25 protein-coding genes and 1 riboswitch are annotated in these 24,692 nt (G+C 59.7%); of the genes, 21 read left to right on the top strand and 4 right to left on the bottom strand.

Annotated features, from left to right (window positions below):
• Positions 1-126 precede the first annotated feature (126 nt).
• The 21 genes from rpsB (at position 127) to ACUM6F_RS05730 (ending at position 21,280) form a co-directional block, all read left to right on the top strand.
• Positions 127-840, top strand: coding sequence for a 30S ribosomal protein S2 (gene rpsB / locus ACUM6F_RS05630; protein ID WP_425621389.1), 714 nt, complete (start codon positions 127-129; stop codon positions 838-840).
• 314 nt (positions 841-1,154) lie between these two features.
• A complete protein-coding gene (tsf, locus tag ACUM6F_RS05635; RefSeq protein ID WP_426377511.1) occupies positions 1,155-1,769 on the top strand; it encodes a translation elongation factor Ts in 615 nt (204 codons plus the stop codon).
• Between the two features lie 157 nt (positions 1,770-1,926).
• Positions 1,927-2,652, top strand: a complete 726-nt coding sequence (pyrH, locus tag ACUM6F_RS05640; protein WP_425621390.1) for a UMP kinase — start codon at positions 1,927-1,929, stop codon at positions 2,650-2,652.
• The gene (frr, locus tag ACUM6F_RS05645; RefSeq protein WP_425621391.1) at positions 2,652-3,206 is read left to right on the top strand and encodes a ribosome recycling factor; all 555 of its coding nucleotides are present in this window, start codon (positions 2,652-2,654) and stop codon (positions 3,204-3,206) included. The genes pyrH and frr overlap by 1 nt, the downstream gene beginning before the upstream one ends.
• Positions 3,206-3,412, top strand: coding sequence for a PASTA domain-containing protein (locus tag ACUM6F_RS05650; protein ID WP_425621392.1), 207 nt, complete (start codon positions 3,206-3,208; stop codon positions 3,410-3,412). Before frr ends, ACUM6F_RS05650 begins: the two co-directional genes overlap by 1 nt.
• A gap of 147 nt (positions 3,413-3,559) precedes the next feature.
• A complete protein-coding gene (locus tag ACUM6F_RS05655) occupies positions 3,560-4,324 on the top strand; it encodes an isoprenyl transferase (RefSeq protein WP_445348650.1) in 765 nt (254 codons plus the stop codon).
• Complete coding sequence (locus ACUM6F_RS05660; protein WP_425621394.1) at positions 4,324-5,112, top strand: phosphatidate cytidylyltransferase; 789 nt, start codon at positions 4,324-4,326, stop codon at positions 5,110-5,112. The genes ACUM6F_RS05655 and ACUM6F_RS05660 overlap by 1 nt, the downstream gene beginning before the upstream one ends.
• Entirely contained in the window at positions 5,109-6,185 is a 1,077-nt protein-coding gene (gene ytvI / locus ACUM6F_RS05665; protein ID WP_445348651.1) for a sporulation integral membrane protein YtvI, read from the top strand. Before ACUM6F_RS05660 ends, ytvI begins: the two co-directional genes overlap by 4 nt.
• Positions 6,186-6,196: 11 nt before the next feature.
• The gene (locus tag ACUM6F_RS05670) at positions 6,197-7,360 is read left to right on the top strand and encodes a 1-deoxy-D-xylulose-5-phosphate reductoisomerase (RefSeq protein WP_425621396.1); all 1,164 of its coding nucleotides are present in this window, start codon (positions 6,197-6,199) and stop codon (positions 7,358-7,360) included.
• Positions 7,361-8,377, top strand: coding sequence for an RIP metalloprotease RseP (gene rseP / locus ACUM6F_RS05675; protein ID WP_425621397.1), 1,017 nt, complete (start codon positions 7,361-7,363; stop codon positions 8,375-8,377).
• Entirely contained in the window at positions 8,364-9,440 is a 1,077-nt protein-coding gene (gene ispG, locus ACUM6F_RS05680) for a flavodoxin-dependent (E)-4-hydroxy-3-methylbut-2-enyl-diphosphate synthase (protein ID WP_445348652.1), read from the top strand. The genes rseP and ispG overlap by 14 nt, the downstream gene beginning before the upstream one ends.
• A gap of 15 nt (positions 9,441-9,455) precedes the next feature.
• On the top strand, positions 9,456-11,153 hold the full coding sequence (locus tag ACUM6F_RS05685) for a proline--tRNA ligase (protein ID WP_425621399.1): 1,698 nt from the start codon (positions 9,456-9,458) through the stop codon (positions 11,151-11,153).
• A 163-nt stretch (positions 11,154-11,316) separates the two neighbouring features.
• The gene (locus ACUM6F_RS05690; RefSeq protein WP_445348653.1) at positions 11,317-12,588 is read left to right on the top strand and encodes an NfeD family protein; all 1,272 of its coding nucleotides are present in this window, start codon (positions 11,317-11,319) and stop codon (positions 12,586-12,588) included.
• A 27-nt stretch (positions 12,589-12,615) separates the two neighbouring features.
• The gene (locus tag ACUM6F_RS05695) at positions 12,616-13,383 is read left to right on the top strand and encodes a slipin family protein (RefSeq protein ID WP_425621401.1); all 768 of its coding nucleotides are present in this window, start codon (positions 12,616-12,618) and stop codon (positions 13,381-13,383) included.
• A gap of 63 nt (positions 13,384-13,446) precedes the next feature.
• Positions 13,447-13,568: riboswitch (molybdenum cofactor riboswitch) on the top strand.
• An 81-nt stretch (positions 13,569-13,649) separates the two neighbouring features.
• A complete protein-coding gene (gene moaA, locus ACUM6F_RS05700; protein WP_445348654.1) occupies positions 13,650-14,624 on the top strand; it encodes a GTP 3',8-cyclase MoaA in 975 nt (324 codons plus the stop codon).
• A gap of 132 nt (positions 14,625-14,756) precedes the next feature.
• Positions 14,757-15,845 (top strand): bifunctional diaminohydroxyphosphoribosylaminopyrimidine deaminase/5-amino-6-(5-phosphoribosylamino)uracil reductase RibD, encoded by a 1,089-nt coding sequence (gene ribD / locus ACUM6F_RS05705; RefSeq protein ID WP_445348655.1) that lies wholly within the window; start codon positions 14,757-14,759, stop codon positions 15,843-15,845.
• 12 nt (positions 15,846-15,857) lie between these two features.
• Positions 15,858-16,508, top strand: coding sequence for a riboflavin synthase (locus tag ACUM6F_RS05710; protein ID WP_445348656.1), 651 nt, complete (start codon positions 15,858-15,860; stop codon positions 16,506-16,508).
• 43 nt (positions 16,509-16,551) lie between these two features.
• Positions 16,552-17,757 (top strand): bifunctional 3,4-dihydroxy-2-butanone-4-phosphate synthase/GTP cyclohydrolase II, encoded by a 1,206-nt coding sequence (locus ACUM6F_RS05715; RefSeq protein ID WP_426377508.1) that lies wholly within the window; start codon positions 16,552-16,554, stop codon positions 17,755-17,757.
• A 19-nt stretch (positions 17,758-17,776) separates the two neighbouring features.
• Positions 17,777-18,244, top strand: a complete 468-nt coding sequence (ribH, locus tag ACUM6F_RS05720) for a 6,7-dimethyl-8-ribityllumazine synthase (RefSeq protein WP_445348657.1) — start codon at positions 17,777-17,779, stop codon at positions 18,242-18,244.
• Between the two features lie 337 nt (positions 18,245-18,581).
• On the top strand, positions 18,582-20,513 hold the full coding sequence (locus ACUM6F_RS05725; RefSeq protein WP_445348658.1) for a DUF294 nucleotidyltransferase-like domain-containing protein: 1,932 nt from the start codon (positions 18,582-18,584) through the stop codon (positions 20,511-20,513).
• Between the two features lie 35 nt (positions 20,514-20,548).
• Positions 20,549-21,280 carry a 3'-5' exonuclease gene (locus ACUM6F_RS05730; protein ID WP_425621407.1) on the top strand — a complete coding sequence of 244 codons (732 nt, stop codon included), beginning with the start codon at positions 20,549-20,551 and terminating at the stop codon, positions 21,278-21,280.
• A 26-nt stretch (positions 21,281-21,306) separates the two neighbouring features.
• Here the strand turns inward: ACUM6F_RS05730 and ACUM6F_RS05735 are convergent, their stop codons facing one another.
• The 4 genes from ACUM6F_RS05735 to ACUM6F_RS05750 form a co-directional block, all read right to left on the bottom strand.
• Positions 21,307-22,017: a formate dehydrogenase subunit gamma gene (locus tag ACUM6F_RS05735; RefSeq protein ID WP_445348659.1), complete on the bottom strand. Its 711-nt coding sequence runs from the start codon at positions 22,015-22,017 to the stop codon at positions 21,307-21,309.
• Positions 22,014-23,018, bottom strand: coding sequence for a 4Fe-4S dicluster domain-containing protein (locus tag ACUM6F_RS05740; protein WP_445348660.1), 1,005 nt, complete (start codon positions 23,016-23,018; stop codon positions 22,014-22,016). The genes ACUM6F_RS05735 and ACUM6F_RS05740 overlap by 4 nt, the downstream gene beginning before the upstream one ends.
• A 263-nt stretch (positions 23,019-23,281) precedes the next feature.
• Positions 23,282-23,473: a 50S ribosomal protein L28 gene (gene rpmB, locus ACUM6F_RS05745; protein ID WP_425621410.1), complete on the bottom strand. Its 192-nt coding sequence runs from the start codon at positions 23,471-23,473 to the stop codon at positions 23,282-23,284.
• 71 nt (positions 23,474-23,544) lie between these two features.
• A complete protein-coding gene (locus tag ACUM6F_RS05750) occupies positions 23,545-24,552 on the bottom strand; it encodes an acyl-CoA dehydratase activase (protein WP_445348661.1) in 1,008 nt (335 codons plus the stop codon).
• Between the last annotated feature and the right edge of the window lie 140 nt (positions 24,553-24,692).

Raw genomic sequence — 24,692 nt, forward strand, 5'->3', positions numbered from 1 at the left:
TTGTGTTAAAATGATCAGCGGTGTAATAGCACACACGCTGCCGGACCTTGTGCGGGGTGCCCTTACGGGTCTGCCTGGGGGATGAGGGCGGCGGAGGAACAAAACCATGCGGGAGGAGGTGTAAAAATGGCGATAGTCTCCATGAAACAGCTGCTCGAAGCGGGGGTGCATTTCGGCCACCAGACCCGGCGGTGGAACCCGAAGATGGCCCCTTATATTTTTACGGACCGCAACGGCATCTACATCATCGACCTGCAAAAGACCGTCAAGAAGATCGAAGAAGCGTACAACTTTATCAAAAGCCTGGCCATGGAAGGTAAGACCATCCTGTTCGTCGGGACCAAAAAGCAGGCGCAGGAGTCGGTCCGCGAAGAAGCCCAGCGTTGCGGCATGTTTTACGTCAACCAGCGCTGGCTGGGCGGAATGCTCACGAACTTCCAGACCATCAAGCGGCGCATCGACCGCCTGAAGGAACTAGAAAAGATGGAAGAGAGCGGCAGGTTCGCGCTATTTTCCAAGAAGGAAACCGCCGAGCTCATGCAAGAGAAGGCAAGGCTGGAGAAGTACCTGGGCGGTATCAAGAACATGACCTCGCTGCCCGCGGCGCTTTTCATCATCGATCCTCGCAAAGAGCGCATCGCGGTGGCCGAGGCGCGCAAGCTCGGGATCCCGATCGTGGCCATCGTGGATACGAACTGCGACCCTGACGAGATCGATTACGTCATTCCCGGCAACGATGACGCGATCAGGGCGGTAAGGCTTTTGACGGCCAAGATGGCCGACGCCGTGTTGGAAGGCCGGCAGGGAGAACAACTGACCGTCGAGGCACAAGCGCAGTAGTGGTGGTAGGGGCTGATAATAAGCCCCTACTTTTTATGGGGCTGTTGAAAAACTTCGCCTGCCCAGCACTCAATCCGATCACCGAACATCTTTTCATAACTGCAGTCTGTTCAATAAGCGTAGACTTTCACTTTGTAAAACCCCATTGAGTGCTGGGTCGTTTTTGAACAGCCCCCTGGTTTTTCAACAGGCCCTTTATTCGGGACTTTTTGACAGCGCCCTTTATTTTCAATAGGTTACAGGACAAAATTTTAGGTTATAATGAAAGCTAGGAGATTTTACGGAAAAATATGGATAAATAGGAGGCTTTGTCGGTGGACGTATCCGCAAAAACAGTGAAGGAACTACGGGAGAGAACAGGCGCAGGCATGATGGACTGCAAGAAGGCCCTGGTCGAGACCGGCGGTGACATTGAGAAGGCTGTCGACTACCTGCGCGAGAAAGGCCTTGCCGCGGCGGCGAAGAAAGCCGGTCGCGTGGCCGCCCAGGGCTTGGTCGAAAGCTATATTCACGGCGGAGGCCGCATCGGCGTGCTGATCGAGGTGAACTGCGAGACCGATTTCGTGGCTAAGACTGAGCAGTTTAAAGCGCTGGCCCGGGACCTGGCCATGCAGGTGGCGGCGTCCAGACCCGAGTATGTGTCACGGGAGCAGGTGCCGCCCGAAGTTATTGAACACGAAAAGTCGATTCTCCGCGCTCAGGCCCTGAACGAGGGTAAACCCGAGAAGATCGTCGACAAGATGGTCGAGGGGCGCCTGGAGAAGTTTTATAAAGAAACCTGTCTCCTTGAACAGCCTTTCATCAAGAACCCGGATGTCGTTGTCGGGGACGTGATCAAGGAGGTCATCGCTACCCTGGGCGAAAACATCGTGGTCAATAGGTTTGCGCGTTTTGAAATCGGGGAGGGTGCCGCCAAAGAATCGTCGTAAGGCGTAGGCCGTTCGGGAATCGCGTTTGGTAACCGGCACCTGGATATTACAGAACACGCCGGCTTGCAAACCCGCCGTGGGTTGGAACGCAAATGGGCTGGGAAGGACTTGCGGTCTGCTGAAGAGAAAATACGCCAAGACGAAACGGAGGCCCAGCATGATTGCACCCAGATACCGTCGTGTAATCTTGAAGTTGAGTGGCGAGGCGCTTGCCGGGTCCCAGGGATACGGTATAGATCCGGAAGTCGTCAACTTTATCGCATCCGAGATCAAAGACGTCGTTCAGCAGTTGCGGGTGGAGATGGCCATCGTGGTGGGCGGCGGCAACATCTGGCGCGGGGTGGCCGGCAGCGCCAAGGGTATGGACCGGGCCGCAGCCGACTATATGGGTATGCTGGCTACTGTGATCAACTCGCTAGCTTTGCAGGATGCTCTCGAAAAGGTCGGCGTCGACACCAGGGTCCAGGTGGCCATCGAGATGAGAGCCATCGCCGAGCCTTACATCCGCAGGCGGGCGATTCGGCACCTGGAAAAGGGGCGTGTCGTAATCTTTGCGGCAGGGACGGGGAATCCCTATTTTTCGACCGATACGACGGCTGCCTTGCGGGCGGCCGAGATTGAGGCCGAGGCCATCCTGATGGCCAAAAAGGTGGACGGCGTCTACGACGCCGATCCAATTGCAAATCCGTGCGCCAAAAGGTTTTCGCGCCTGGCCTACATCGAGATGCTCAACCTCGGCCTGAGGGTGATGGACGCCACGGCCGCTTCGCTGTGCATGGAAAATAAAATCCCCCTCATCGTTTTCAGTATTACGGAGGCCGGAAACATCAAACGGGCCATCCTGGGAATGGAGATAGGTACGTTTATAGGGAGTGAAAAATAATGCGGGAACTCATTCAGGCTACAGAAGGCAATATGCAGAAGACGATTGAAATCCTGAAGAAGGATTTTGCTTCGTTGCGAGCAGGCCGGGCTACGCCTGCCCTGCTCGATAAGATTGCTGTAGACTATTATGGAACGCCCACCCCCATAAACCAGCTTGCTTCGATTTCCGTTCCTGAACCGCGGCTTTTGATCATTCAGCCCTGGGATAAGTCGGCCATCGGGGCGATCGAGCGTGCGATCTTGAAGTCTGACCTCGGCATCACCCCGGCCAACGACGGCAACGTCATCCGCTTGACCGTTCCGCAACTGACCCAGGAGCGCAGGCAGGAGTTGGTCAAGCTCATCAAGAAACGCGCCGAGGAGGGGCGTGTCGCCGTCCGAAATCTCCGGCGGGATGTCCTGGAACAGCTTAAGGCCAAACAGAAGAACGGGGAGATATCGGAGGACGACCTGAAGCGCAGCCAGGACGAGGTCCAGAAACTGACCGACAGATATATCAAAGAGATCGATTCCTTGTTAGCCGCCAAGGAAAAGGAGATAATGGAAGTTTAATGAATGAGGCTCCCGACGTGCTCGGGTTCAAGCTGGAGGACGCGCTGCCCTTGCTGCAGGCGGCGGGGTTTCGTGTCATCATTGCGGAAACCGCTCCTCCGCGAGGGCCGGTGAAAGGCGGGTATCGAGTGGTGAAGGCCGTCTTTGGAGACAAGGATGTGGAGCTTATCGTTGCCAGGCAGGGATGGGATGAGCCGGAACAATAAAGTGGTTTGAGAGCTTTGGCACTCTTTTGTTTTAAGGGATTTTTCCCGCCTGGGGCGCATATCTTGGCCGCAGGAGACCGCTACGGGAATGGCAGCCTCCCACCTTCGGGGGGCTTTCTTATAGGAGAGTGTTGGAGGGCTGATAGGATGGGTAGCAAGGATGACAAGAGCGACACCCGCAAGGTAGCCCTTGACCTGGGTTTGGATCCGGACAAACTGCCGCGGCACGTGGCCGTTATTATGGACGGCAACGGGCGATGGGCACAGCAGAGAGGGCTTGAGCGTTCGGAGGGCCACCGGGCGGGAGCCGAGTCCCTGCGCGACATCGTTAGGTTCTGCGGCGAGATAGGCATTCCCTACCTTACGGCATACGCTTTTTCGACGGAAAATTGGAAGCGCCCCAAGGACGAAGTCGACGAATTGATGGGTCTTCTCGTCGATTACTTATACAATGAGGTGGAGGAACTCAACGCTAACGGGGTTAAGGTGCGGGGCATCGGCAGGATCGAGGGGCTGCCCGCCGCCGCCAGGATCGCCCTGGCCACGGCCGAAAGCACAACGGCGGGTAACACGCGCCTGACGCTGCTCCTGGCTCTGAACTACGGGGGGCGGAGCGAGCTGGTGGATGCGGCTCGGGCTTTCGCCGCCGACGTCGCTGGCGGCAGGCGCAGAGCCGGGGAATTGACCGAAGAGGAGTTCGAGCATTACCTTTACACTCGCGGCATACCGGATCCCGACCTGTTGATCAGGCCGGGGGGCGATTACCGGATTTCGAACTTCCTCCTGTGGCAGCTCGCCTATACCGAATTCTGGATCACGCCCGTCCTGTGGCCGGATTTCCACCGCGAGCATTTTATCGTGGGACTGAAGGAGTACCAACGCCGTGAACGCAGGTATGGAGGCTTGGGCTAGTGTTTAGGACGAGGGTCTTGACAGCTGTCCTGGGCGCTCCGTTGGTTCTGGGCGCAGCCTGGCTGGGAGGAGTGCCGCTGCTGGCGGTTGTGGCCGTTCTCGCAGTTCTGGCAGCCGGAGAACTGGCCGGATTGGTCAGGAACCAGGGCCCGCACCGGGGCTTGGCCATCGCCGGAACATTGGCGCTGGTGGGAGCGGCCTACTTTTTGGAAGAAGCGTACCCGGGCCCGACGATTACCCTTGTCATCTTGCTGTTCCTGGTGATTTTCACCGCCGTTTATCCCAGGATCAGTCCTGCGTCGCTCTGCGCAACCCTGTTCGTGGCTCTCTACGCCGGTTTACTGGCTTACGCGTACCTGTTGAGGGTCCTGCCCGGAGGTCCGGGATTCCTGCTTCTGGCCCTGGCGGGGACCTGGGCTTTTGACACGTTGGGGTATATTGTCGGGGTCAGTGTAGGGCGGATTCGCATCACGCCGCACCTTAGCCCGAAAAAAAGTCTTGAAGGCTTGCTCGGCGGCCTGGCCGGGGCCGTGCTAGCGGCCTACGCCTTCGTCCTGATTACCGGCGCGGCCCCGCTCGGGCTCGTGTTGCTCCTGGGGCTGCTCACCGGGGTTGCGGCCCAGGCCGGCGACCTTATCGTTTCCGCACTGAAACGCTTTGCCGGCGTCAAGGACGCCGGCAGCCTGCTTCCCGGGCACGGGGGCATCCTGGACCGCTTTGACAGCTTTATGCTGACTGCGCCTGTCGTTTACTACTTAGTCCAAATATTTGGAGTGACTTTACCATGAGTGACGTATCACCACGCGTAAAACGCCTTGTCTGGCATACCGGCGCTTTGCTGTTGGCATCGGCTGCGCTGGTGGTCCTTTATTTCGTGGGCCGCTTTTTGCTCCCGGTCTTGTTGCCTTTCCTGCTGGCGCTCCTGATCAGCCTTTTCATCGAACCGCTGGTCAGGATGCTGGAGAGGCGCGCAAAGCTCCCCCGGGGGCTGGCTGTGCTGACGTCGATCTTTCTCATCATCGCCGTGGTTGGTTTCGCTGTCGCCCTGGGGACGGCACAGCTCGTCAACGAATTGATCATTCTTTCCCGCACGTCCGCCGACAGTATCCGCGCCCTGCAAGGCACGATCGAAAACCTGGTGGATAAAGTCGTCACGGTTTATGTCAACCTGCCCCCCGAGGCCGTCAGTTACATCGACCAGGCTATCAACGAAATCGGCCGGCTGCTCCAGACGGGCCTCAACACGGCGCTGAACGTCACTTTGGGCTTTTTCTCCGGGCTGCCGGGGGCTTTCTTTATCGCCCTAGTGACACTGCTGGCAACCTACTTCTTCAGCAGAGACCTGCGCGTCATCCGGGATTCCTGGGTCCGTTTATTGCCCGGGCACTACGGGGAAGGGACCATCGAGGTGGGGCGCGAGGCTTTCAAGGCTTTCCGAGCCTACCTGCGGGCCCAGCTCGTGCTGGTCAGTATCACCACCGTGGTCACCATTATCGGCCTGGCGGTTATCGGTTCGCCTTACGCCGTCAGCCTCGGTTTGCTGACCGGATTCTTCGATCTTATACCGGTGCTGGGTCCGAGCACCGTTTTCATTCCGTGGATCATCTACGTTCTCTTTACCGGTCCCCTGACCTTCGCCGTTAAGCTGGCTGTAGTTTACGCCATCGTTCTCGTCTTGCGGCAGCTCCTAGAAGCCAAGGTCATTGCCACCAGCCTGGGCGTCCACCCCCTGGCCGTTTTGGCCGGGATGTATATAGGACTTAAGGCTCTCGGGATCACCGGCCTGATCCTCGGGCCGGTGATCATCATCATTATCCAGGCCGCTGTAAAGGCGGGACTGACCTCAGTCAAAACAAGGTAGGATATAAGCTAATGAAGAGAAAGAAAAACATCAGCATCCTCGGCAGCACGGGGTCCATCGGGCGCCAGACCCTTGACGTGGCGGCGCGGTACCGGGAGGAATTGGAGGTTGTCGGGCTGGCCGCAGGACGGAACTGGCCGCTGCTCTTGGAACAGGCGCGGGAGTTCCGCCCCCGGGTCGTCGCGGTCAAAGACGCCGGCGACGCCGAGCGCATCAAGGGAGAGCTTCCGCCGGGCACGGAAGTCTTTTGGGGATCTGACGGCTTAAATGCGGTGGCCGCTGTTTCCGAGGCCGATTTCGTTGTGGCCGCCCTTACCGGCACCGTGGGTCTCGTCCCGGTGATGCGGGCTATCGAAGCGGGAAAACACATCGCTCTCGCCAACAAGGAAACGCTGGTCGCCGCCGGCGAGCTGGTCACCGAGGCTGTCAAACGGAAGGGCGTCAGGCTTTTGCCCGTGGACAGCGAGCATTCCGCGGTGTGGCAGTGTATCGAGGGCAGGGAAGACCAGGTAACCGCCGTCATCCTCACCGCTTCGGGGGGTCCGTTCCGGGGCACCGGTCTGGACAGGCTGTCCGGCGTTACGCCTGCGGAGGCTTTAAGACACCCCACCTGGCAAATGGGGGCGAAAATCACCATTGATTCAGCCACCTTGATGAACAAGGGCCTCGAGGTTATCGAAGCCAGGTGGCTGTTCGGCGTGGGTTATGATAACATCGAGGTAGTCATCCACCCCCAGAGCATCGTGCACGGGATGGTCGAATTACGGGACGGCACGGTCATCGCCTGTCTTTCGCAAACGGACATGCGGCTGCCCATCCAGTACGCCCTGACCTATCCGGAAAGAAAGCCGAGCGTCGTGAACCGGCTTAATTTCAGCGAATTGGGGCAGCTGACTTTCGAGGCGCCCGACACCCGGCGTTTTCCGTGCCTGGGTCTTGCCTATGACGCCGGCCGGACAGGCGGCACGATGCCCTGCGTGATGAACGCCGCCAACGAGGTGGCCGTGGAGGCTTTCCTCGGAGGAAACCTGGGTTTTTTGCGTATCCCGGAGGTTGTGACGAGGGTGATGGAAGCCCATGCCGCCGTCTCGGCGCCATCCCTTGAGGAGATCCTCGAGGCCGATCGCTGGGCCCGCGCGCGGGCCAGTCTCATTGTGACAGAGGTGGAACAATAAGTGACAACTTTTCTAGCAGCCGTATTTGTTTTCGGGCTCCTGATTTTCTTCCACGAACTGGGACACTTCCTTGCCGCCAAAAGCGCGGGCATCAAAGTCTTTGAGTTCGCCATCGGCTTTGGCCCCAGACTGGCCGCCGTCACCAGGGGCGAGACGACTTACTCCCTGCGGGCTTTCCCCCTGGGGGGCTTTGTGCGTTTTGCCGGCCTGGACCCCAAGGAAGAGGAGGTCGAGCAGGGCCGCAGCTTTAAGGATAAGTCGGTGCTGCAGCGCATCGGTGTGATCTTCGCCGGTCCCTTTATGAACTTCTTCCTGGCGGCCCTGTTGCTGCTCGCTGTTTTCATGGTGGAAGGAGTACCCATGCCCACCACCACAGTCCGGGATGTCGTGCCCAACCGCCCCGCGGCTGAGGCCGGCATCGTAAAGGGCGACCGCATCATCGCCGTCAACGGCCACCGCATCGACGAATGGAAGACCCTGGTGGCCCAGATCGACGCCAATGCGGGCAGGGAGATGACGATCACCGTTGAACGTAAGGGCGAGCGTTTCGACGTGCGCCTCATCCCCGAAGAGATGGAAGGGAAGGGCAAGATCGGTATTTACCCTACATTTGAAAACAGGCAGGTGGGCTTGATCCAAAGCGCCGTGGCCGGAGCCCAGTGGACCGGGCGGTTGCTCGTGATGATCGTGGGCTTTCTCGGTCAGATGATCTTTCAACAGGCTCCCGTCGATGTCGGGGGTCCGGTGCGGATAGTGTCGGAAATCGGGACGGTGGCCACGCAGGGCTTCATCGCCCTCTTGCAGATGGCCGCGTTCTTGAGTATCAACATCGGGCTTTTCAACCTCCTCCCGATTCCCGCCCTGGACGGCAGCAGGATCCTTTTCCTGCTCTGGGAGGGCCTAACCGGGAGGCCTATCAACCCCGAGAAAGAAAGCTTCATTCACCTTGTGGGCTTCGGCCTGTTGCTGGCGCTAATGGTGGTGGTGACTTATAAAGATATTGTTGAACTTTTCTAGGAGAAAGACGCGCCCCGTTTATATCGGGAACGTTCAGGTGGGCGGAGATGCTCCGGTTTCGGTCCAGTCGATGACCAACACCGACACGCGCGACGTTGAGGCCACCGTGGCGCAGATCCGGGAACTGGCCGGCGTGGGCTGTGAGATTGTGCGCCTGGCCGTGCCGGACCGCGAAGCGGCCGAGGCGCTCGCCGCCATACGGAAGAGGGTGTCGGTGCCGCTGGTGGCCGACATCCACTTCGATTACCGCCTGGCCCTCGCGGCGATCAAGGCCGGGGTCGACGGGCTGCGCATCAATCCGGGCAATATCGGCGGGCGCGCCAAGGTGAAGGCGGTGGTGGAGGCCGCGCGCGACCGCGGGATTCCCATCCGCATCGGGGTGAATGCGGGATCGCTGGACAAGCGTTTGCTGGAGAAGCACGGGCTGACGCCCGAGGCCATGGTCGCCAGCGCGCTCGAACATATCCGCATTCTTGAAGATCTTGATCACACGGCCATCAAGGTCTCGCTCAAGGCCAGCGACGTTTTGCTGATGGTGGAGGCCTACCGCCGGCTGGCGAGACAGGTGGACTACCCCTTCCACGTCGGGGTGACTGAAGCGGGCACCATGCGCGGAGGGTTGGTCAAGTCCGCCGTGGGTATCGGGATCTTGCTCGCGGAAGGGATCGGGGACACAATACGCGTATCGTTGACCGCCTCCCCGCGCCACGAGGTGTGGGCGGGCTACGAGATCCTGAAGACTCTCGGGCTGCGGCGCAGGGGCGTTGAGCTTGTTTCCTGCCCGACCTGCGGCCGGACCCAGATCGACGTCATCCGCATCGCCGCCGAGGTGGAGGACAGGCTCCAGGCGGTGACGAAACCGATCAAGGTGGCCGTGATGGGCTGTGTGGTCAACGGCCCGGGCGAGGCCAGGGAAGCCGACGTCGGTATCGCCGGCGGCAAAGGCGTCGGGCTTCTCTTCCGTAAAGGCGAGATCATCGGCACGGTGCCCGAAGACCGGATGATCGAGGCGCTGATGGCGGAAATCGAAAAGCTTGAGGATAAAGAGTCAAAGAGTTTGTAAGGAAGGTGATCAGCTTTGCGCGCGTCTGAATACTTCATTCCCACTTTACGCGAGACACCGGCCGAGGCCGAGATCGTCAGCCACCAGTTGTTGCTGCGGGCGGGCTTTATCCGAAAGGCGGCGGCCGGGGTGTACACCCTGCTGCCCCTGGCGCACAGGGTGATCAGCAAGATCATCGCCATCATCCGCGAGGAGATGGATGTCAAGGGCGGGCAGGAACTGCTCATGCCGATCATCCAGCCCGCGGAACTTTGGCTGCGCTCCGGCCGCTGGGACGTATACGGCCCTGAACTGATGCGGCTGAAGGATAGGCACGGGCGCGACTTTGCCCTGGGCCCCACGCACGAAGAGCTGATCACCGAACTGGTGAACAACGATATCAGGTCATACAAGCAGTTGCCCCTTCTTCTTTACCAGATCCAGAACAAGTACCGCGACGAGCGGAGGCCCCGTTTCGGGCTGATGCGCGGGCGCGAGTTCATCATGAAGGACCTGTATTCCTTCGACCGCGACGAGGAAGGTCTCGACGTCAGCTACCGCAAGATGTATGACGCCTACAGCAGGGTGTTCAAGCGCTGCGGCCTCGTCTTTCGCCCGGTGCTGGCGGATTCCGGGGCCATAGGCGGGGGCTACAGCCACGAGTTTATGGTCCTGGCGGCTTCCGGTGAAGCGACCGTTATTTACTGCCCTAACGAGGAATGCGGTTACGCCGCCAACGACGAGAAAGCTGTCAGCCAATTCGAGGCCGTCGATTACGGGCCTCCCCAAGCGATGGAGGAGGTTGCCACCCCCGGAGCCCGTACAGTGGCGGAGGTCGCGGCGTTCCTCGGGGTGGACTCCGGGCAGGTGCTCAAGACCCTGTTCTACGAAACTGACAGGGACCTTGTGGCCGCCGTCGTGCGCGGCAACCGCGAGGTTAACGAAATCAAGCTGCTGAACGCGGTAGGCGCCATCCGTCTGGAACTGGCCGGCCCGGAGATCATCGAGAGGGTCACCGGCGCTCCCGTCGGGTTCAGCGGCCCGGTGGGCTTAAAGGACGTCACCATTGTGGTTGATGAAGAGGTTACCCGCGGGAGCAACTTCGTGACCGGGGCCAACAAGGCGGATACCCATTTGATCAACGTTAATCCCGGAAGGGACTTCACCCCGCACCTGGTTACCGACCTGCGCCTCGTGGGGGCCGGAGAGGTCTGCATCAACTGCGGGGCCGGGCTGGAATCGGCCAGGGGTATTGAAGTGGGCCAGGTCTTCAAACTCGGGGACAAGTACTCCAAGGTTATGAACGCCACCTTTCTGGACGAGGACGGCCAGGAAAGGCATTTCGTGATGGGCTGTTACGGCATCGGCGTGACGCGCACCATGGCGGCGGCTGTGGAACAGAACTACGACGAAGACGGCATCATCTGGCCTGCGGCCATCGCCCCCTTTCACGTCGTCGTCGTGCCCGTCAACGTCAAGGAAAAGGCGCAACTGGAACTGGCGGAAAGGATCTACAAGGACCTGTGGGCCGCCGGGATAGAGGCCTTGCTCGACGACAGGAGCGAGCGGCCGGGCGTCAAGTTTAAGGACGCCGACCTCGTCGGGTATCCTGTGAGGATAACGGTCGGCAAGACGGCGGTTTGGGGGCGCGTAGAGGTAATGAAGAGGGCGACGAGGGAGACCGTAATCGTCGCCGAGGCCGAGGTGACGGAAACGGTGCGCTCGCTGTTATAGTGTATTGCGCGACCCGTTGTGCGGCTGTTTTTTCTTTCTGGAATTACAGGCAGAGGTTGGACGGTGAATAAAATAGTATAATAAGGTTATGAAAGTACTCAGGTTCTTCCTTACAGAGCATGTTTCAGGCACGGGTGCCGCACGGTTCCGGGCTGCGCTGTTGTTGGCGCTGCTTCTGACCGCGGTTGTCGCCGTTTGTGCGGGCCACGCCCGTAACGCGGACAGAGTCATGGTCCTCACCGTCGACGGCCCCATTGTGCCCGTCGTCGAGCGCTACCTTGACCGCGGCATCCAAGCCGCCGAGAATGGCGGTTACCAGGCGTGCGTCATCGAAATGAATACGCCGGGCGGATTGTATGAAACCACTCAGGACATCGTGCAGCGCATCCTTGGCGCGCGTGTTCCCGTAGTGGTTTATGTTTCTCCGGCGGGCGGCTGGGCGGCCTCGGCGGGGACCTTCATCATCCTGTCGGGCCACGTCGCGGCTATGGCGCCGGGGAGCCGGATGGGGGCCGCCCATCCGGTCGGCGGGCAGGGCGAAGAAATTCAAGGCGCTCCGGGGGAAAAGATAAGGGAAGACGCGGCGGCCTGGGCCCGCAGCCTGGCCGAGCTGAGAGGCAGAAACCCGGCCCGGGCCGAGGCGGCGGTGCTCCAGAGCAAGTCTTATACCGATGCGGAGGCGCTCAAGGCCAACCTTGTTGACTATCGGGCCAGGGACCTCGAGGCTCTGCTGCGGGCGATGGACGGGCGGGAGGTAAAGCTGGCGGACGGGCAGGTTCAGGTCCTGCGCACGGCCGCAGCCGCCGTCGAGCGCAGGGAGGCCGGGACGGTCGAGCGTATCCTGCTAACCGTGTCCGACCCGAATATCGCCTACCTGCTGCTTTCACTGGGCATGCTGGGGATACTGGTGGAAATATTCAACCCGGGCATACTTTTCCCCGGCATCGTCGGCGTCGTCTCATTGTTCTTTGCGCTCTATGCCCTGGGTACGCTGGAAGCTTCCTGGAGCGGCATCATTCTGATTATTCTCGCCTTTGCTTTCTTTGCCGCGGAGCTGTTCGTCGCTTCTTACGGGCTGCTCACCGTGGCCGGCATAGGCAGTCTGATCACGGGATCGCTGCTGCTGTTTTCCGAATCGTCCCCCCTGCCAGGCATCAACTGGAGCCTGATAGCCGGGGTGGTCGTGAGCTTTACGGCCTTTTTCGCCTTCGCTCTGCGAGCGGTCGTCAAAGCCCAAAAGAAACCGGCTGAAACCGGGCTTGAGGGGTTGCACAAGGCCACCGGCGTCGTTCTGACCCCTCTCAACCCCAGAGGTGAAATCCTGCTGGAGGGGGAACGCTGGCAGGCCGTCAGTGAGGACGGCTCGATCGACCGCGGGGAGGAAGTCAGGGTCGAGCGTATCGAAGGCCTCAGGGCTTATGTTAAAAGAAAATAGCTTTTAAAATGACTGGAGGGGATAAATATGGAGTTTCTTTTCTTCTGGGGAGTCGTTTTTGTCATCGGCTTCATCCTAGTATCGTCCGCCGTGCGCATCGTGCAGGAATACGAGCGCGGTGTGATCTTCCGCCTCGGACGGTTTGTCGGGGCGCGGGGACCCGGCCTCTTCTTCATCATCCCGATCATCGAGCGGATGCAGAAGGTCGACCTGCGGGTGATAACGATGGATGTTCCCACCCAGGAGGCCATCACCCGTGACAACGTCACCGTGAAGGTCAACGCGATCATCTACTTCCGGGTGGTTGACCCGGGGAAGGCGGTGCTGAAGGTCCTCGACCACATCCGCGCCACCTCGCAGCTGGCCCAGACGACGCTGCGCAGCGTCCTCGGACAGTCGGAACTGGACGAACTGCTGGCGCACCGCGAGCAGATCAACCAGCGCCTGCAGAAGATCATCGACGAGGGCACCGAGCCCTGGGGCGTCAAAGTGACCCTTGTCGAGATCCGCGACCTCGAACTGCCGCAGTCTCTGCAGCGGGCGATGGCCGCCCAGGCGGCGGCCGAGCGCGAACGCCGGGCCAAGATCATCCATGCCGAGGGTGAGCTCCAGGCCTCCGAAAAACTGGCGGCGGCGGCGCAGATCATGGCCGCGCAGCCCGCAGCCCTGCAGCTTCGGTACCTGCAGACGCTTACCGAAATAGCTTCTGACAAGTCGAACACGATTGTATTCCCGATCGAGATCGTAAGAGGGCTGCTGGAAAAGATGCCTGCGCCGTCCGCAAAGGAAGTGTGAGGTAAGAGGTTTATAGGCAGGAGAACGTAAAGGCGGCCACGAAGTATAACCGTACAGACATTAATGTGTCTTCACCTCCGAGCCTGGCGCCCTAAGGCGCGGTCAGCGTACGGATGCCAGGCCGTCAGGGCGGGCCGGGAAACCGGTGCGCCTCCCATTTGGAAAGGATGGTGGGGCTGGCTTAAGCGGCTGACTGCCGGGCTTTCCGAAGGGAAGCCCGTTTTTTGCTTTGGTTTTGTTTTCGGTAGGAGAGGGGAGAGGATGGCGTGTACGACCGCTTCCAGAGACAGATCACCTACCTTCGGATTTCGGTTACCGAGCGCTGCAACATGCGCTGCTTTTACTGCCGACCGGATCAAGGGGGAGCCGGCGCGGAGGGCGGCTTGTCCATAGATGACGTCGTGCGTGTGGTCCGGGCGGGGACGGGCGTGGGGATCAGGAAGCTGCGCCTGACCGGCGGCGAGCCGCTCGTACGGACGGACATCGTCGAACTAACGGGGACGCTTGCCGCCCTGCCGGGTATTGACGACATCGCCATAACGACCAACGGCTTCCTCCTTAAACGCTACGCCAAACCCCTCAAGGACGCGGGGCTGAAACGCGTCAACGTCAGCCTGGACAGCATGCGCCCTGGGCGCTTGCGCGAGATCACCCGGACCGACGCCTGGCAGGAGGTTATGGGCGGGATCGAGGCGGCCCTCGAGGCCGGCCTGGAGCCGGTAAAGCTGAACACCGTGGTGATGCGGGGGATCAACGACGACGAAATCTACGACTTTGCCCGCCTGGCCTTCGAGCGGCCCCTGCACGTCCGCTTCATCGAGCTGATGCCGATCGGCACCGGGAGCGACTGGGCGGAAAAGCTCTTCATCTCCGCTGACGAGTTGCGGGACAGGCTTCTTGCAGCGTTCGGACAGTTCGAGCCGGTGGGTTCCGTGGGGGGGAGCGGGCCGGCCAGGTACTGGCGGCTGCCGGGAGGGCGCGGCACTGTCGGGTTTATCGCGCCTTTGAGCGGCTACTTTTGTTCGGCCTGCAACCGGCTGCGGCTCACGGCCGCCGGAAAGCTGCGTCCCTGTCTCTGCCAGGGCGACGAGATCGACATCAAGCCGCTGCTTGCCGCCGGGGCCGCCGATGACGAACTGAAAGCGGCGATAGTGCGGGCGATCGAAGCCAAGCCCGAAGGCAACAGCGAGAACGGAATCATCCCGGTCAGGGACAAATTGATGTCCCAAATCGGGGGATAATATTGGTAATCGGTAGTCTGTAGTCGGTAGCGTGCGCGCTTGACACGTTTTGCACGCGAGCCTATAATCGTACTGAACTTCGTAAATTGCCGGCAAGGGTCGGCATTTTCTTTATCGGTGGGTGGAGTCTGCATGGACGAAGCATACATGCGTCTGGCGTTGGAACTCGCCGCCCAGGCCAGGGGCCGGACGAGCCCCAACCCCCTGGTCGGGGCCGTCCTGGTCCGGGACGGGGCGATTATCGGCAAGGGCTACCATACCCGCGCCGGCATGCCGCACGCCGAGATCGAAGCGCTACGCGACGCGGGCGGGGAGGCCCGGGGCGCAACACTTTATGTAACCCTGGAGCCGTGCTGTCATACCGGCCGCACGGGGCCCTGCACCGAGGCCATTGTGGCCGCCGGCGTGAAGCGGGTGGTCGCGGCCATGCGCGACCCCAACCCGCTGGTTAGCGGCCGCGGGCTCGCCAGGTTGAGGGAAGCCGGGGTCGAAGTAAGGGAAGGGGTTCTTGAAGAAGAGGCCCGCCGGCTCAACGAGTTCTTTATCAAGTACATTACCACCCGCACCCCCTTTGTCACCTTGAAGACGGCCATGAGCCTGGACGGCAAAATCGCGACGCGGACGGGTGATTCCCGCTGGGTTACCGGTGAAGAATCACGCCGTTACGTGCACGAACTGCGCGACATCTATGACGTCATCCTGGTGGGGGTCGGAACGGTTCTCAAGGACGACCCCTCGCTGACGACGCGCCTGCCTGAAGGGGGCCGCGACCCGGTGCGCGTTATTCTTGACAGCCGGGGGCGGACGCCTGCCGGGGCGAGGGTGCTCAAGCAGGAAAGCGGGGCGGCGACCGTCATCGCCGTAACCGGGGCGGCGCCGGAGGAAAACGTTGCGGCGCTGGCGGAGGCGGGGGCGCAAATACTGGTCTGCGGGCCGGGACCGCTGGTGGATTTGCAGACGCTCCTGCGCGCGCTGGCGGAGCGGGAATTGACCAGTGTCCTGGTCGAGGGCGGGTCCAGGGTAAACGCTTCTTTTTTGGCGGCGGGCCTGGTGGACAAGGTCGTCTGGTTTATCGCCCCCAAGATTGTGGCCGGCGAGACGGCGCCGGGGCCGGTCGGCGGCGAGGGCATCGCGCGGATGGCGGAAGCGTTGGAACTGCAAGACATCACTGTGCGCCGGTTCGCGCACGATCTTTGCCTGGAAGGATATCTGAAGCGTTAAGGGGAAGGAAACATGTTCACCGGCATTATCGAGGAACTTGGAACGCTCCAGCGTACTGAACGGAGAGCCGTCTCAGCCAAACTGCATATCGAGGCCCGGCGCGTCCTTGAGGATGTCCGTCTTGGGGACAGCATCGCCGTCAACGGCGTGTGTCTAACGGTTGTCGATTTCTCCCGGCAACAGTTTTCCGTGGACGTCATGGCCGAGACCCTGGCCAAGACCAACCTCGGCGGCCTACGGCCGGGAGACCGCGTGAACCTGGAACGGGCGATGCGCCTGGGCGACCGCCTGGGAGGACACCTGGTTTCCGGGCACATCGACGGGGTCGGGACCATCGTGGGGCGCGAGCCTTACGGCATCGCCGTTGTTTTCACCGTCAAGGCTCCGCCGGAGGTGATGTACTACGTCGTCAAAAAGGGGTCCGTTGCTGTCGACGGCATCAGCCTTACCGTCGTTGATCACGAGCCGGACAGTTTTCGCGTGTCGATCATCCCCCACACCGCCCGGTTAACCACCCTGGGTTTTAAAAAGGTCGGGGACAGCGTCAATCTGGAGTCCGACATGATCGCCAAATACGTGGAACGGATGATGTCGCGTGACCGGGAAGAGGATAAGAAAGAGGGGCTTTCGAGCGACTTTCTCGCCCGGCACGGTTTTCTATAATAAGTTTGAGTAAGTTGCCCTTTGGAGAGAGGAGGGTGTTTTAGTGAGGTTCAACACCATTGAAGAAGCTATAGAGGACATCAGGCAGGGTAGAATGATTGTAGCCGTGGACGACTACGACCGCGAGAACGAGGGCGATCTGATCATGGCCGCGGAGAAGGTCACCCCCGAAGCGATCAATTTCATGGCCACGCACGGCCGGGGCCTGATCTGCGTGCCGATTACCGAGGAGCGCGCCAACCAGCTTGAGCTGATGCCTATGGTCACCAACAACACCGACCCGCATGCCACCGCCTTTACGGTTTCGGTCGACGCCAAAGAGACCGGCACGGGCATCTCGGCGTACGAGCGGGCCCTCACCGTGCAGAAGCTGATTGATCCAAGAACCCGGCCGCAGGATTTGCGGCGCCCGGGACACATCTTCCCGCTGCGGGCCAAGAACGGCGGCGTCTTGCGCCGCGCCGGCCACACGGAGGCCGCTGTCGATCTCAGCCGCCTGGCCGGGTGCTATCCCGCCGGGGTCATCTGCGAGATTATGCAGGAAGACGGGACGATGGCCCGCGTGCCCGAACTGATTGAATTCGTCGCGCGGCACAACCTGAAGATCATCACCATCGCCGATTTGATCGCCTACAGGCGGCGCAAGGAAAAGCTTGTCCGGCGCGTCGGCACGGCCAAGCTGCCCACCAAATACGGGGAGTTCGTCTGCTACGCGTACGAGAGCCTGCTTGACGGCAAGGAGCATCTCGCTATTGTAAAGGGCGACCTGGAGTCGGTGGATGCCCCGCTGGTGCGCGTCCATTCCGAGTGCCTTACCGGCGACGTTTTCGGTTCCCTCCGCTGCGACTGCGGGGTTCAGATCGGCCGCGCCCTGAGGATGATCGAGAGCGAGGGTTGCGGCGTTCTTCTGTACATGCGCCAGGAGGGACGCGGCATCGGCCTGCTGAACAAGATCAAGGCGTACGAGCTGCAGGACCAGGGCAAGGATACGGTGGAGGCCAATCTGGCGCTGGGGTTCCCGCCCGACCTGCGCGACTACGGCATCGGCGCCCAGATTCTTTCGGACCTGGGACTGACCAAGATCAGGCTGCTCACCAATAACCCCAGGAAAATCAGGGGCCTGGAAGGGCACGGCCTGGAGGTTGTTGAACGTGTACCTATTGAAGTGACGCCGGGAGACTGCAACGGCTTTTATCTAGCGACCAAGAAAAAGAAGCTGGGACACCTCCTGTCGTTACCCACTGAATAAAGAAGGAGAGAGCTTACCGATGGGCAAGGTTTTTGAGGGGCATCTGATTGGCGAGGGACTGCGCGTGGGGATTGTAGTGGGGCGTTTTAACGAGTTCATCACCTCGCGGCTTCTCGGCGGGGCCATAGACAGCCTTGTCAGGCACGGCGTAAGCCAGGACGACATAGATGTGGCCTGGGTGCCGGGAGCCTTTGAAATCCCGCTCACCGCCAAGAAGATGCTGTCTTTGCAGCGTTACGACGCCGTAATCTGTCTAGGAGCCGTCATCAGGGGCGCCACTCCGCATTTTGACTACGTCGCGGCCGAGGCCGCCAAGGGCGTGGCGAAGGTGGGGCTTGACACGGGGGTCCCCGTGATCTTCGGGATCATCACGGCGGACACCATCGAGCAGGCTATCGAGCGCGCCGGGACGAAAGCCGGCAACAAAGGATGGCAGGCTGCCGAAAGCGCCATCGAAATGGCCAGCCTGTTCCGTGCCCTGGTATAGGAAGCACGCAATTAAAACGGGGATGTCTCGGACATCCCTTTTTATTTGGCATACCTACCTTTTAAGGGTGGAAATCAGCCGGTCGGGGCCTGGATTTGACCGCCAGCCGCCGGGAATCAGGTAAAGTGCGAAAACCTGTGTTTTCGGCTGCAAATTCAAGGATATGGAAGGTTACGCAATCGGGCTGCTCCTGGGCCACTGTGCAAAGTGTAAAAAGATTTAGACAATTGTGATAGCATATAACCATCCTGCGGGCCTTATTGGCTGATTGACGAGCTGATGTTTGGCCGAGGTGGTCGATTCGTCTTTTTAACGATCTCCTGGATGAGGTGAAAGCATGCCTAACGACTTGGTTGAGGAACTGAAAGCGCTTACCCCCTTTAAGGCCCTTGACGAGGAAAATATCGCCAAACTGGCCTCCAGCATCGAACTCCGCCGCTTCCAGCCGGGAACCTACGTTTTCCGGCAGGGAGACCCCGCCCTGGGCCACGTGTTTATCGTGATGTCCGGGCTTGCCGAGGTCACGCTGACTAACGACCGCGGGATAGAAACCGTTGTCGGTTTCCGCCGGCGGGGAGACCTCTTCGGGGAGACCGTGATCTGGTCGGCAAAGCATTACTCGGGCTCGGTCAGGGCCAAGGACGAGCTGGAGTGCCTGGCTATCCCGGTCGGCACCTTCCAGAAGTTTATCAATAACTTTCCCGTTGTTGCCGCCTATTTCAGCAGCGTCATGGTCGAACGGATGCGCTCCCTGTATGACGAAATCATCGCTGAGCAGTCTTACGTGGCCTACGGCGGGGTGGAAAAGTCGCTGTTCCGTCGGCGGGTCGCAGACCTGATGTCCGCTCCGGTAATCACCTGCCGGATGTCCGACAAGGTGTCCAACATCGCCCAGGTGATGGCCGATAAAAACATCAGTTCCTTGATCGTTATCGACGAGACGGGCTACCCGGTCGGGGTCATAACCGAAAAGGACCTCGTGGCCAAGATGGTGGCCAAGTCCGCCGATCCGTCCAAGACGACCGCCGAAGAAATCATGAATAAAAACCTCATTACTATCCCGGTCAATGCCTATTTGGACGAAGCGCTTATGCAGGTCATCAAGCATGGGGTCAAACACCTGGCCGCCACCGACCGGGGGATGCTGGCCGGCATTCTCAGCCTGGTGGACCTGGTGAAGGCGCGAAGCACGGGCACGCTCTCGGTTGTGCACCGCATCGAGTCGGAAAACACCCTGGAGGGTCTGCGCGAGACCGGCAAGGAAGTCGACATTTTCCTTAACGCCCTCGTCGCCGAGAAGGCTCCCACACGCCAGTTGCTGGCGATTATGGCCGAGTTGCACGACCGCCTGGTGCGCAAGGTAATCCGCCTTGCCGAGGAAGAAATGGTGCTCGAGGGTTACGGCAAGCCTCCGGTGCCGTACTGCTTCGTTAACATGGGGAGCGCCGGGCGCAAGGAACAGACCCTGCGCACTGACCAGGACAACGCCATTATCTACGCGAAACCGGAGCCCGAACGCGAGACGGCCGTATCCGGTTATTTCCTTACGCTGGGCGGCAAGATCGTCGATAACCTGGAAGCCTGCGGGTTTGCGAAATGCAAGGGGGACGTCATGGCTTCCAACCCGAAATGGTGCCGGCCCCTGGACGACTGGAAGGAGACCCTGCGCCGCTGGATTGCGCGGGCCGAACCCGAGGACATCCGTATGCTGACCATCTTCCTTGATTTCCGGCCCGTTTACGGGAGTCATGAGCTTGCCGGCGACCTGTGGGAGGTAATCTTCGCCGCTTTCAACGAGGCACGCGAGGTCTCGCATATGCTTGCCAACGACGACGTTCAGTACCGGGTCCCTCTGAGTCTTCTCGGGGGCTTTATTACCGAAAAATCCGGTCCCTACAAAGATCAGATTAATCTCAAAAACAGCGTGTGCGTGCATATCGTAAACTGTATCCGCGTCTTTGCCATGAAACACGGGATCCGCGAGACGTCCACGCTGGGACGCTTGAAGGAATTGGTCGAGCAAAAGGTCATCTCGGTGGATGACGGAGAATTCATCGAGACCGCTTTTGAAACGGTGATGATGTTCCGCATCCGGGAGAACGTTCGCAAGAGACAGCAGGGCCTGCCGGCCGACAACTACATCAACCCGCACGCGCTGAGTAAACGGGAGCAGGCCGTGCTGAAGGACGCTCTGTCCGTCATCACCCGCCTTCAGAAGCTGACCTCGAGTAACTTTACCGAACAGTGGCTGAACTACCTTAGAATCTAGTTTAGGAGACCGGTTTTCTAACGGGGAGTGGTAGGATGAAACTCTTCTGGAGCGGTCGGCCGGCAAATAAATATAACGGTCCGCCTCCCGCTGCAGAGGTTGCCGATACTCTCAAGGAGCTTCTTGACCAGTGTCAATCCAGGCCGGACAGCGGGACACCGCTTACGGACGTTTGTTTCCTGGTTGTAGATACCGAGACCACCGGACTGTCTCCGGCGGAAGGGGACGAGATCATCGCGCTCGGTGCCGTAGCCGTTGAACGCGGCTGTGTCCAGCGCGGGAAGGTCTTCAATCGCCTCGTCAACCCCTATAGGGACGTCCCTCTGCTCGTAACCGAGCTTACCGGCATAACGGCGGATATGGTCGACGGCGCCGGCGATATCTATACCGTCCTGCAGGATTTTTTGCCCTGGCTCCGCAACACCGTCCTTGTGGGCCATTACGTCGACTTCGACCTGGAATTCCTCAACCGCAAGCTGCAGCAGGCCTGCAACCGGAAGATAGTCAACCCGGCGCTCGACACCTGCACCATATCCAGGGCCCTGTATCCCAGGTGGGCGTCCCATTCCCTGGATCACCTTCTGGCCAATCATCAGATCGAGCCTGCGGGGAGGCACACGGCTCTGGGTGACGCCCTGCTTACGGCGGAGCTTTTCTTGCAGTTGCTCGAGCTGCTCCGGGAAAGAGGCGTGTACACCCTGGGGGACCTTCACCTCTTCCTGGATGAACATTTGGACTACTATTACAGGGTCGGTTTCAATCTTTAACTTCTCTAGGGCGCTTTGGGTGAAATTTACTGTGTGGTGGACTCCTTTTGCGGGGCCCGCTTTTCTTTTTCGACAAGGCGCTCGTACCACAGGGCGTGGTGGTGTTTGACGTAGTCAAGGTCGACCTTGCCGGTGAACATGCCCCAGATTAACGGGCGGTTTTGCTTAAAGAGGAAGGCTCCAAGATGAGCCGCAACCCCGAAGATCAGCATGAACGTGGCCAGCGTATGCAGGTTGTCGGCCAGCCAGATGCTTGACGCCGGAAGATAGACTGCCGGCAGGTTCTTAATGACCTTGATTATGCCGGTTAGAATGATCATCGCCATCCAGAAAGCGATGTAGGCGTACGCAAGGCGCTGTTTGGCGTGGTATTTGTCACTTTTCGGTTCTTTCCCCAGGCCGAACATAGCCGCAAGCGAAACGATCGATTCCCGCACATCGCCGCGTCGCGGCAGAATGTCGGTCTTTTTAAGTAGCAGGCTGTGTGCGACGTGGTAAGCGACCGCAAACATCAGCACGGTTGCAGCGACGTAGTGCACCATCAGGGTGACCGAGTAGTCCGCCGACCACGTCAGCCCCGGCAGTCCTGAAATCCCGTAGCGCTTGTACATGGGCATTTGCCCGAAGCCGCTGAAAACAAGGGCGATGCCGGACAAGACCACGGTCCAGTGCACGAATGGACCGGAAAACCCGTGGCGCTGCACCTTGTTGCTTTCCCTGATGATCCTTTCGCTCATTGTTTTTCCCCCTTTATTGTCTTGTAGGCCGCAAAGCCTGCCGCCACAACACCCGCGACGGGAGCGACCAGCATCCCCAGTGCCGCCCCGTTGGCCGTATTCAGGAAGTTGCTGACGCCGGGGGGCATTCCGGGAAATCCGGGAGCGTCAGGAACCGGTTGTTCGGCCTTTTGGTCCATCAGCTGCTTGTGGATTTTCGTGAAGGGAACGGGTGAAACGTAGAAGGTCGAGGTGCCTCCGTTTTCCGTTTCGCCGTAAATGAATCCGCCGATTTTCCTTGCTTTTTGATGGGCAAGGGCCCGCATCTCTTCCTTTTCGCCGAAGACGACGGCTTTCTTGTGGCAGGACTCGACGCAGGCCGGCGGCCGGCCTGCCGTGATACGGCTGTAACAAAGGTCGCACTTGTACATGACCCCTGCGCCCAGGTATTTGGGAGCGATTTTCATATAAAGCCCGACGCCGGCCTGACGCGCGGGGATACCCCAGGGGCACACGTCCCGGCATTTGGCGCCCCCGAGGCAGAGTTCCTTGTTAATCAGCACCGGACCTTCAGGGGATTTGGACTGGGCGCCGAAAGGGCACAGGTTGGCGCAAGGCGGGTTGTCGCAGTGCATGCACCGGCGGGGCAGGTGAATCTCCCGTACCTCGCCCTGGTGTTCCACCTTGACCGTTTGCACGAAAGACCAGTTGTAGGGGGTCAGCCGGTTGGTCAATTGCTTTTTGCCTGACCAGTCTTCCTTCTTCTTTCTGGGCCAGTAATACTCGATGTGCTCGGCGGGCTGGGGGAATTGAGGCGTTTTTTCCCGGCGGCAGGCGCTGACGCATCGGGGCGTCTCCAGGTCTTTACAGCCGTCGCATCTGGTGAGGTCGATGAAAGTGCCGAATTGGCCTGCAGCAGCCTCGGCCGCCCCCAGCTTGTCGGCGCCGCTCAAAACCATGCCGCCGATGGCGCCGGCGGCGACCGTGCGCTTCAGGAATTCGCGGCGGGATAAGCCCGGCATATAATCCCTCCTGTATACCCATACATGTATATGTATCACTAATAGAATATTACGCGGTGGTTTGCCAGTCAATACTTAATTTTAAGGATTTTGTCACATAGCTTGACTGGCCGGGATTATCAAACACCGTGGAGGGAACCAGGCAAAACGGAGTGTAATTGCGTATTTGGGCACTGTATATATAGGGTGAGGGGTATTTATGGAAAAATAAAAACGGCTCAATGAGCCGTTTCCTTATGTTCCCGTATGGCGCGGAAGATTACCTAAATGGCCCGTACGACCTTCCCGCTCCGGAGGCAGCGGGTGCAAACCTTGATCCGTACCGGCCGTCCGTCAACGATGGCCTTGACCCGCTGAAGATTCGGGTTCCAGCGTCTCTTCGTCCGAATGTGGGAGTGGCTAACCTGCATCCCTACCTCGGCGTCCTTGCCGCAAATCTCGCATTTTCTAGCCAAATCGTCCACCTCCTTCAAACAAAACCACGTTGAAATTCTACCAGATCCGAAGAGGGGGCGCAAGCAAAAAATCACGCACGCAGGGGGGCTTCCCGTTCTTCGTGGCGGTTTTCGGACGACAGGTTCAGGTTGAACCATTTCCCGCACTTTGAGCCCCAGCGGCTGACGAGCTCACCGCTGATGTAAAACTCGTTGACCTCGCAGTTGTTCGGGCAATCAGTGCAGGCAAAGGTACGGGGCGTGCACGTGAAGGAGGCGATCCGGGACAGACCGCGGAAGTTTGAAGATATACGGCGGCGCTCAAAGTTGCGTTTGGCCAGCAGAGCAGAACCGAAAGCACCCATGACTTTAAAGTGTTCCGGCACAATGATCTCCATGCCCAGGCGCTGTTGGAAGGCCGCGCGGATGCCGACATTGGCCGCCACGCCTCCCTGGAACATTACTGGGGGCTCGATCCTGTGCCCGCGGGCGACATTGGCCAGGTAATTGCCGACCAGGGCGAGGCAAAGACCGGCGATGAGGTCATCCTTTTTATAGCCCATCTGCTGCTTGTGGATGAGGTCGGATTCCGCGAATACACCGCACCGGCCGGCGATTTTGATGGGGCTCTTGGAGCGCAGGGCGTATTCGCCGAATTCTTCGATGGGTATGCCCAGGCGTACAGCCTGGTGATCCAGAAAAGAGCCGGTGCCGGCGGCGCAGACGGTGTTCATGTTGAACCCCACGGGTACGCCGTCCCGGAAAAAGATGATTTTGGAGTCCTGCCCGCCGATGTCGATCACCGTGCGCACGTCGGGACGGAAATGACGGGCGGCCATGGCATGGGCTGTAATCTCGTTCTTCACGATGTCGGCGCCCACCATGATCCCGGCCAGCCGCCTGCCGCTTCCGGTCGTGCCCACGCCGTTTACGGGCACTTCACCCAGGGTGCCGTACATTGTCACCAGCGACCGCTGGATGGCATCGATGGGGCCTCCTTCGGTACGCATGTACGAGTTGTAGACGAGGTTCTTGTTCTCGTCGATGAGGGCCAGTTTGGTAGTTACGCTGCCGACGTCGATGCCCAAAAAGTAGCCCATAATGACCTCCCAAAAGGCTTATTTTCCCCTGTTTCAAGGTGAAGCCGTTATAAAGTAACCCTGCCGACGACCGGCATTGAGCATTTGAGCATTGAGCGTTGGGACTAGAGGCATTCCTGTTCAGGAATGCGCTCAGTGCA

The sequence above is a fragment of the Desulforudis sp. DRI-14 genome (genome assembly GCF_052618305.1).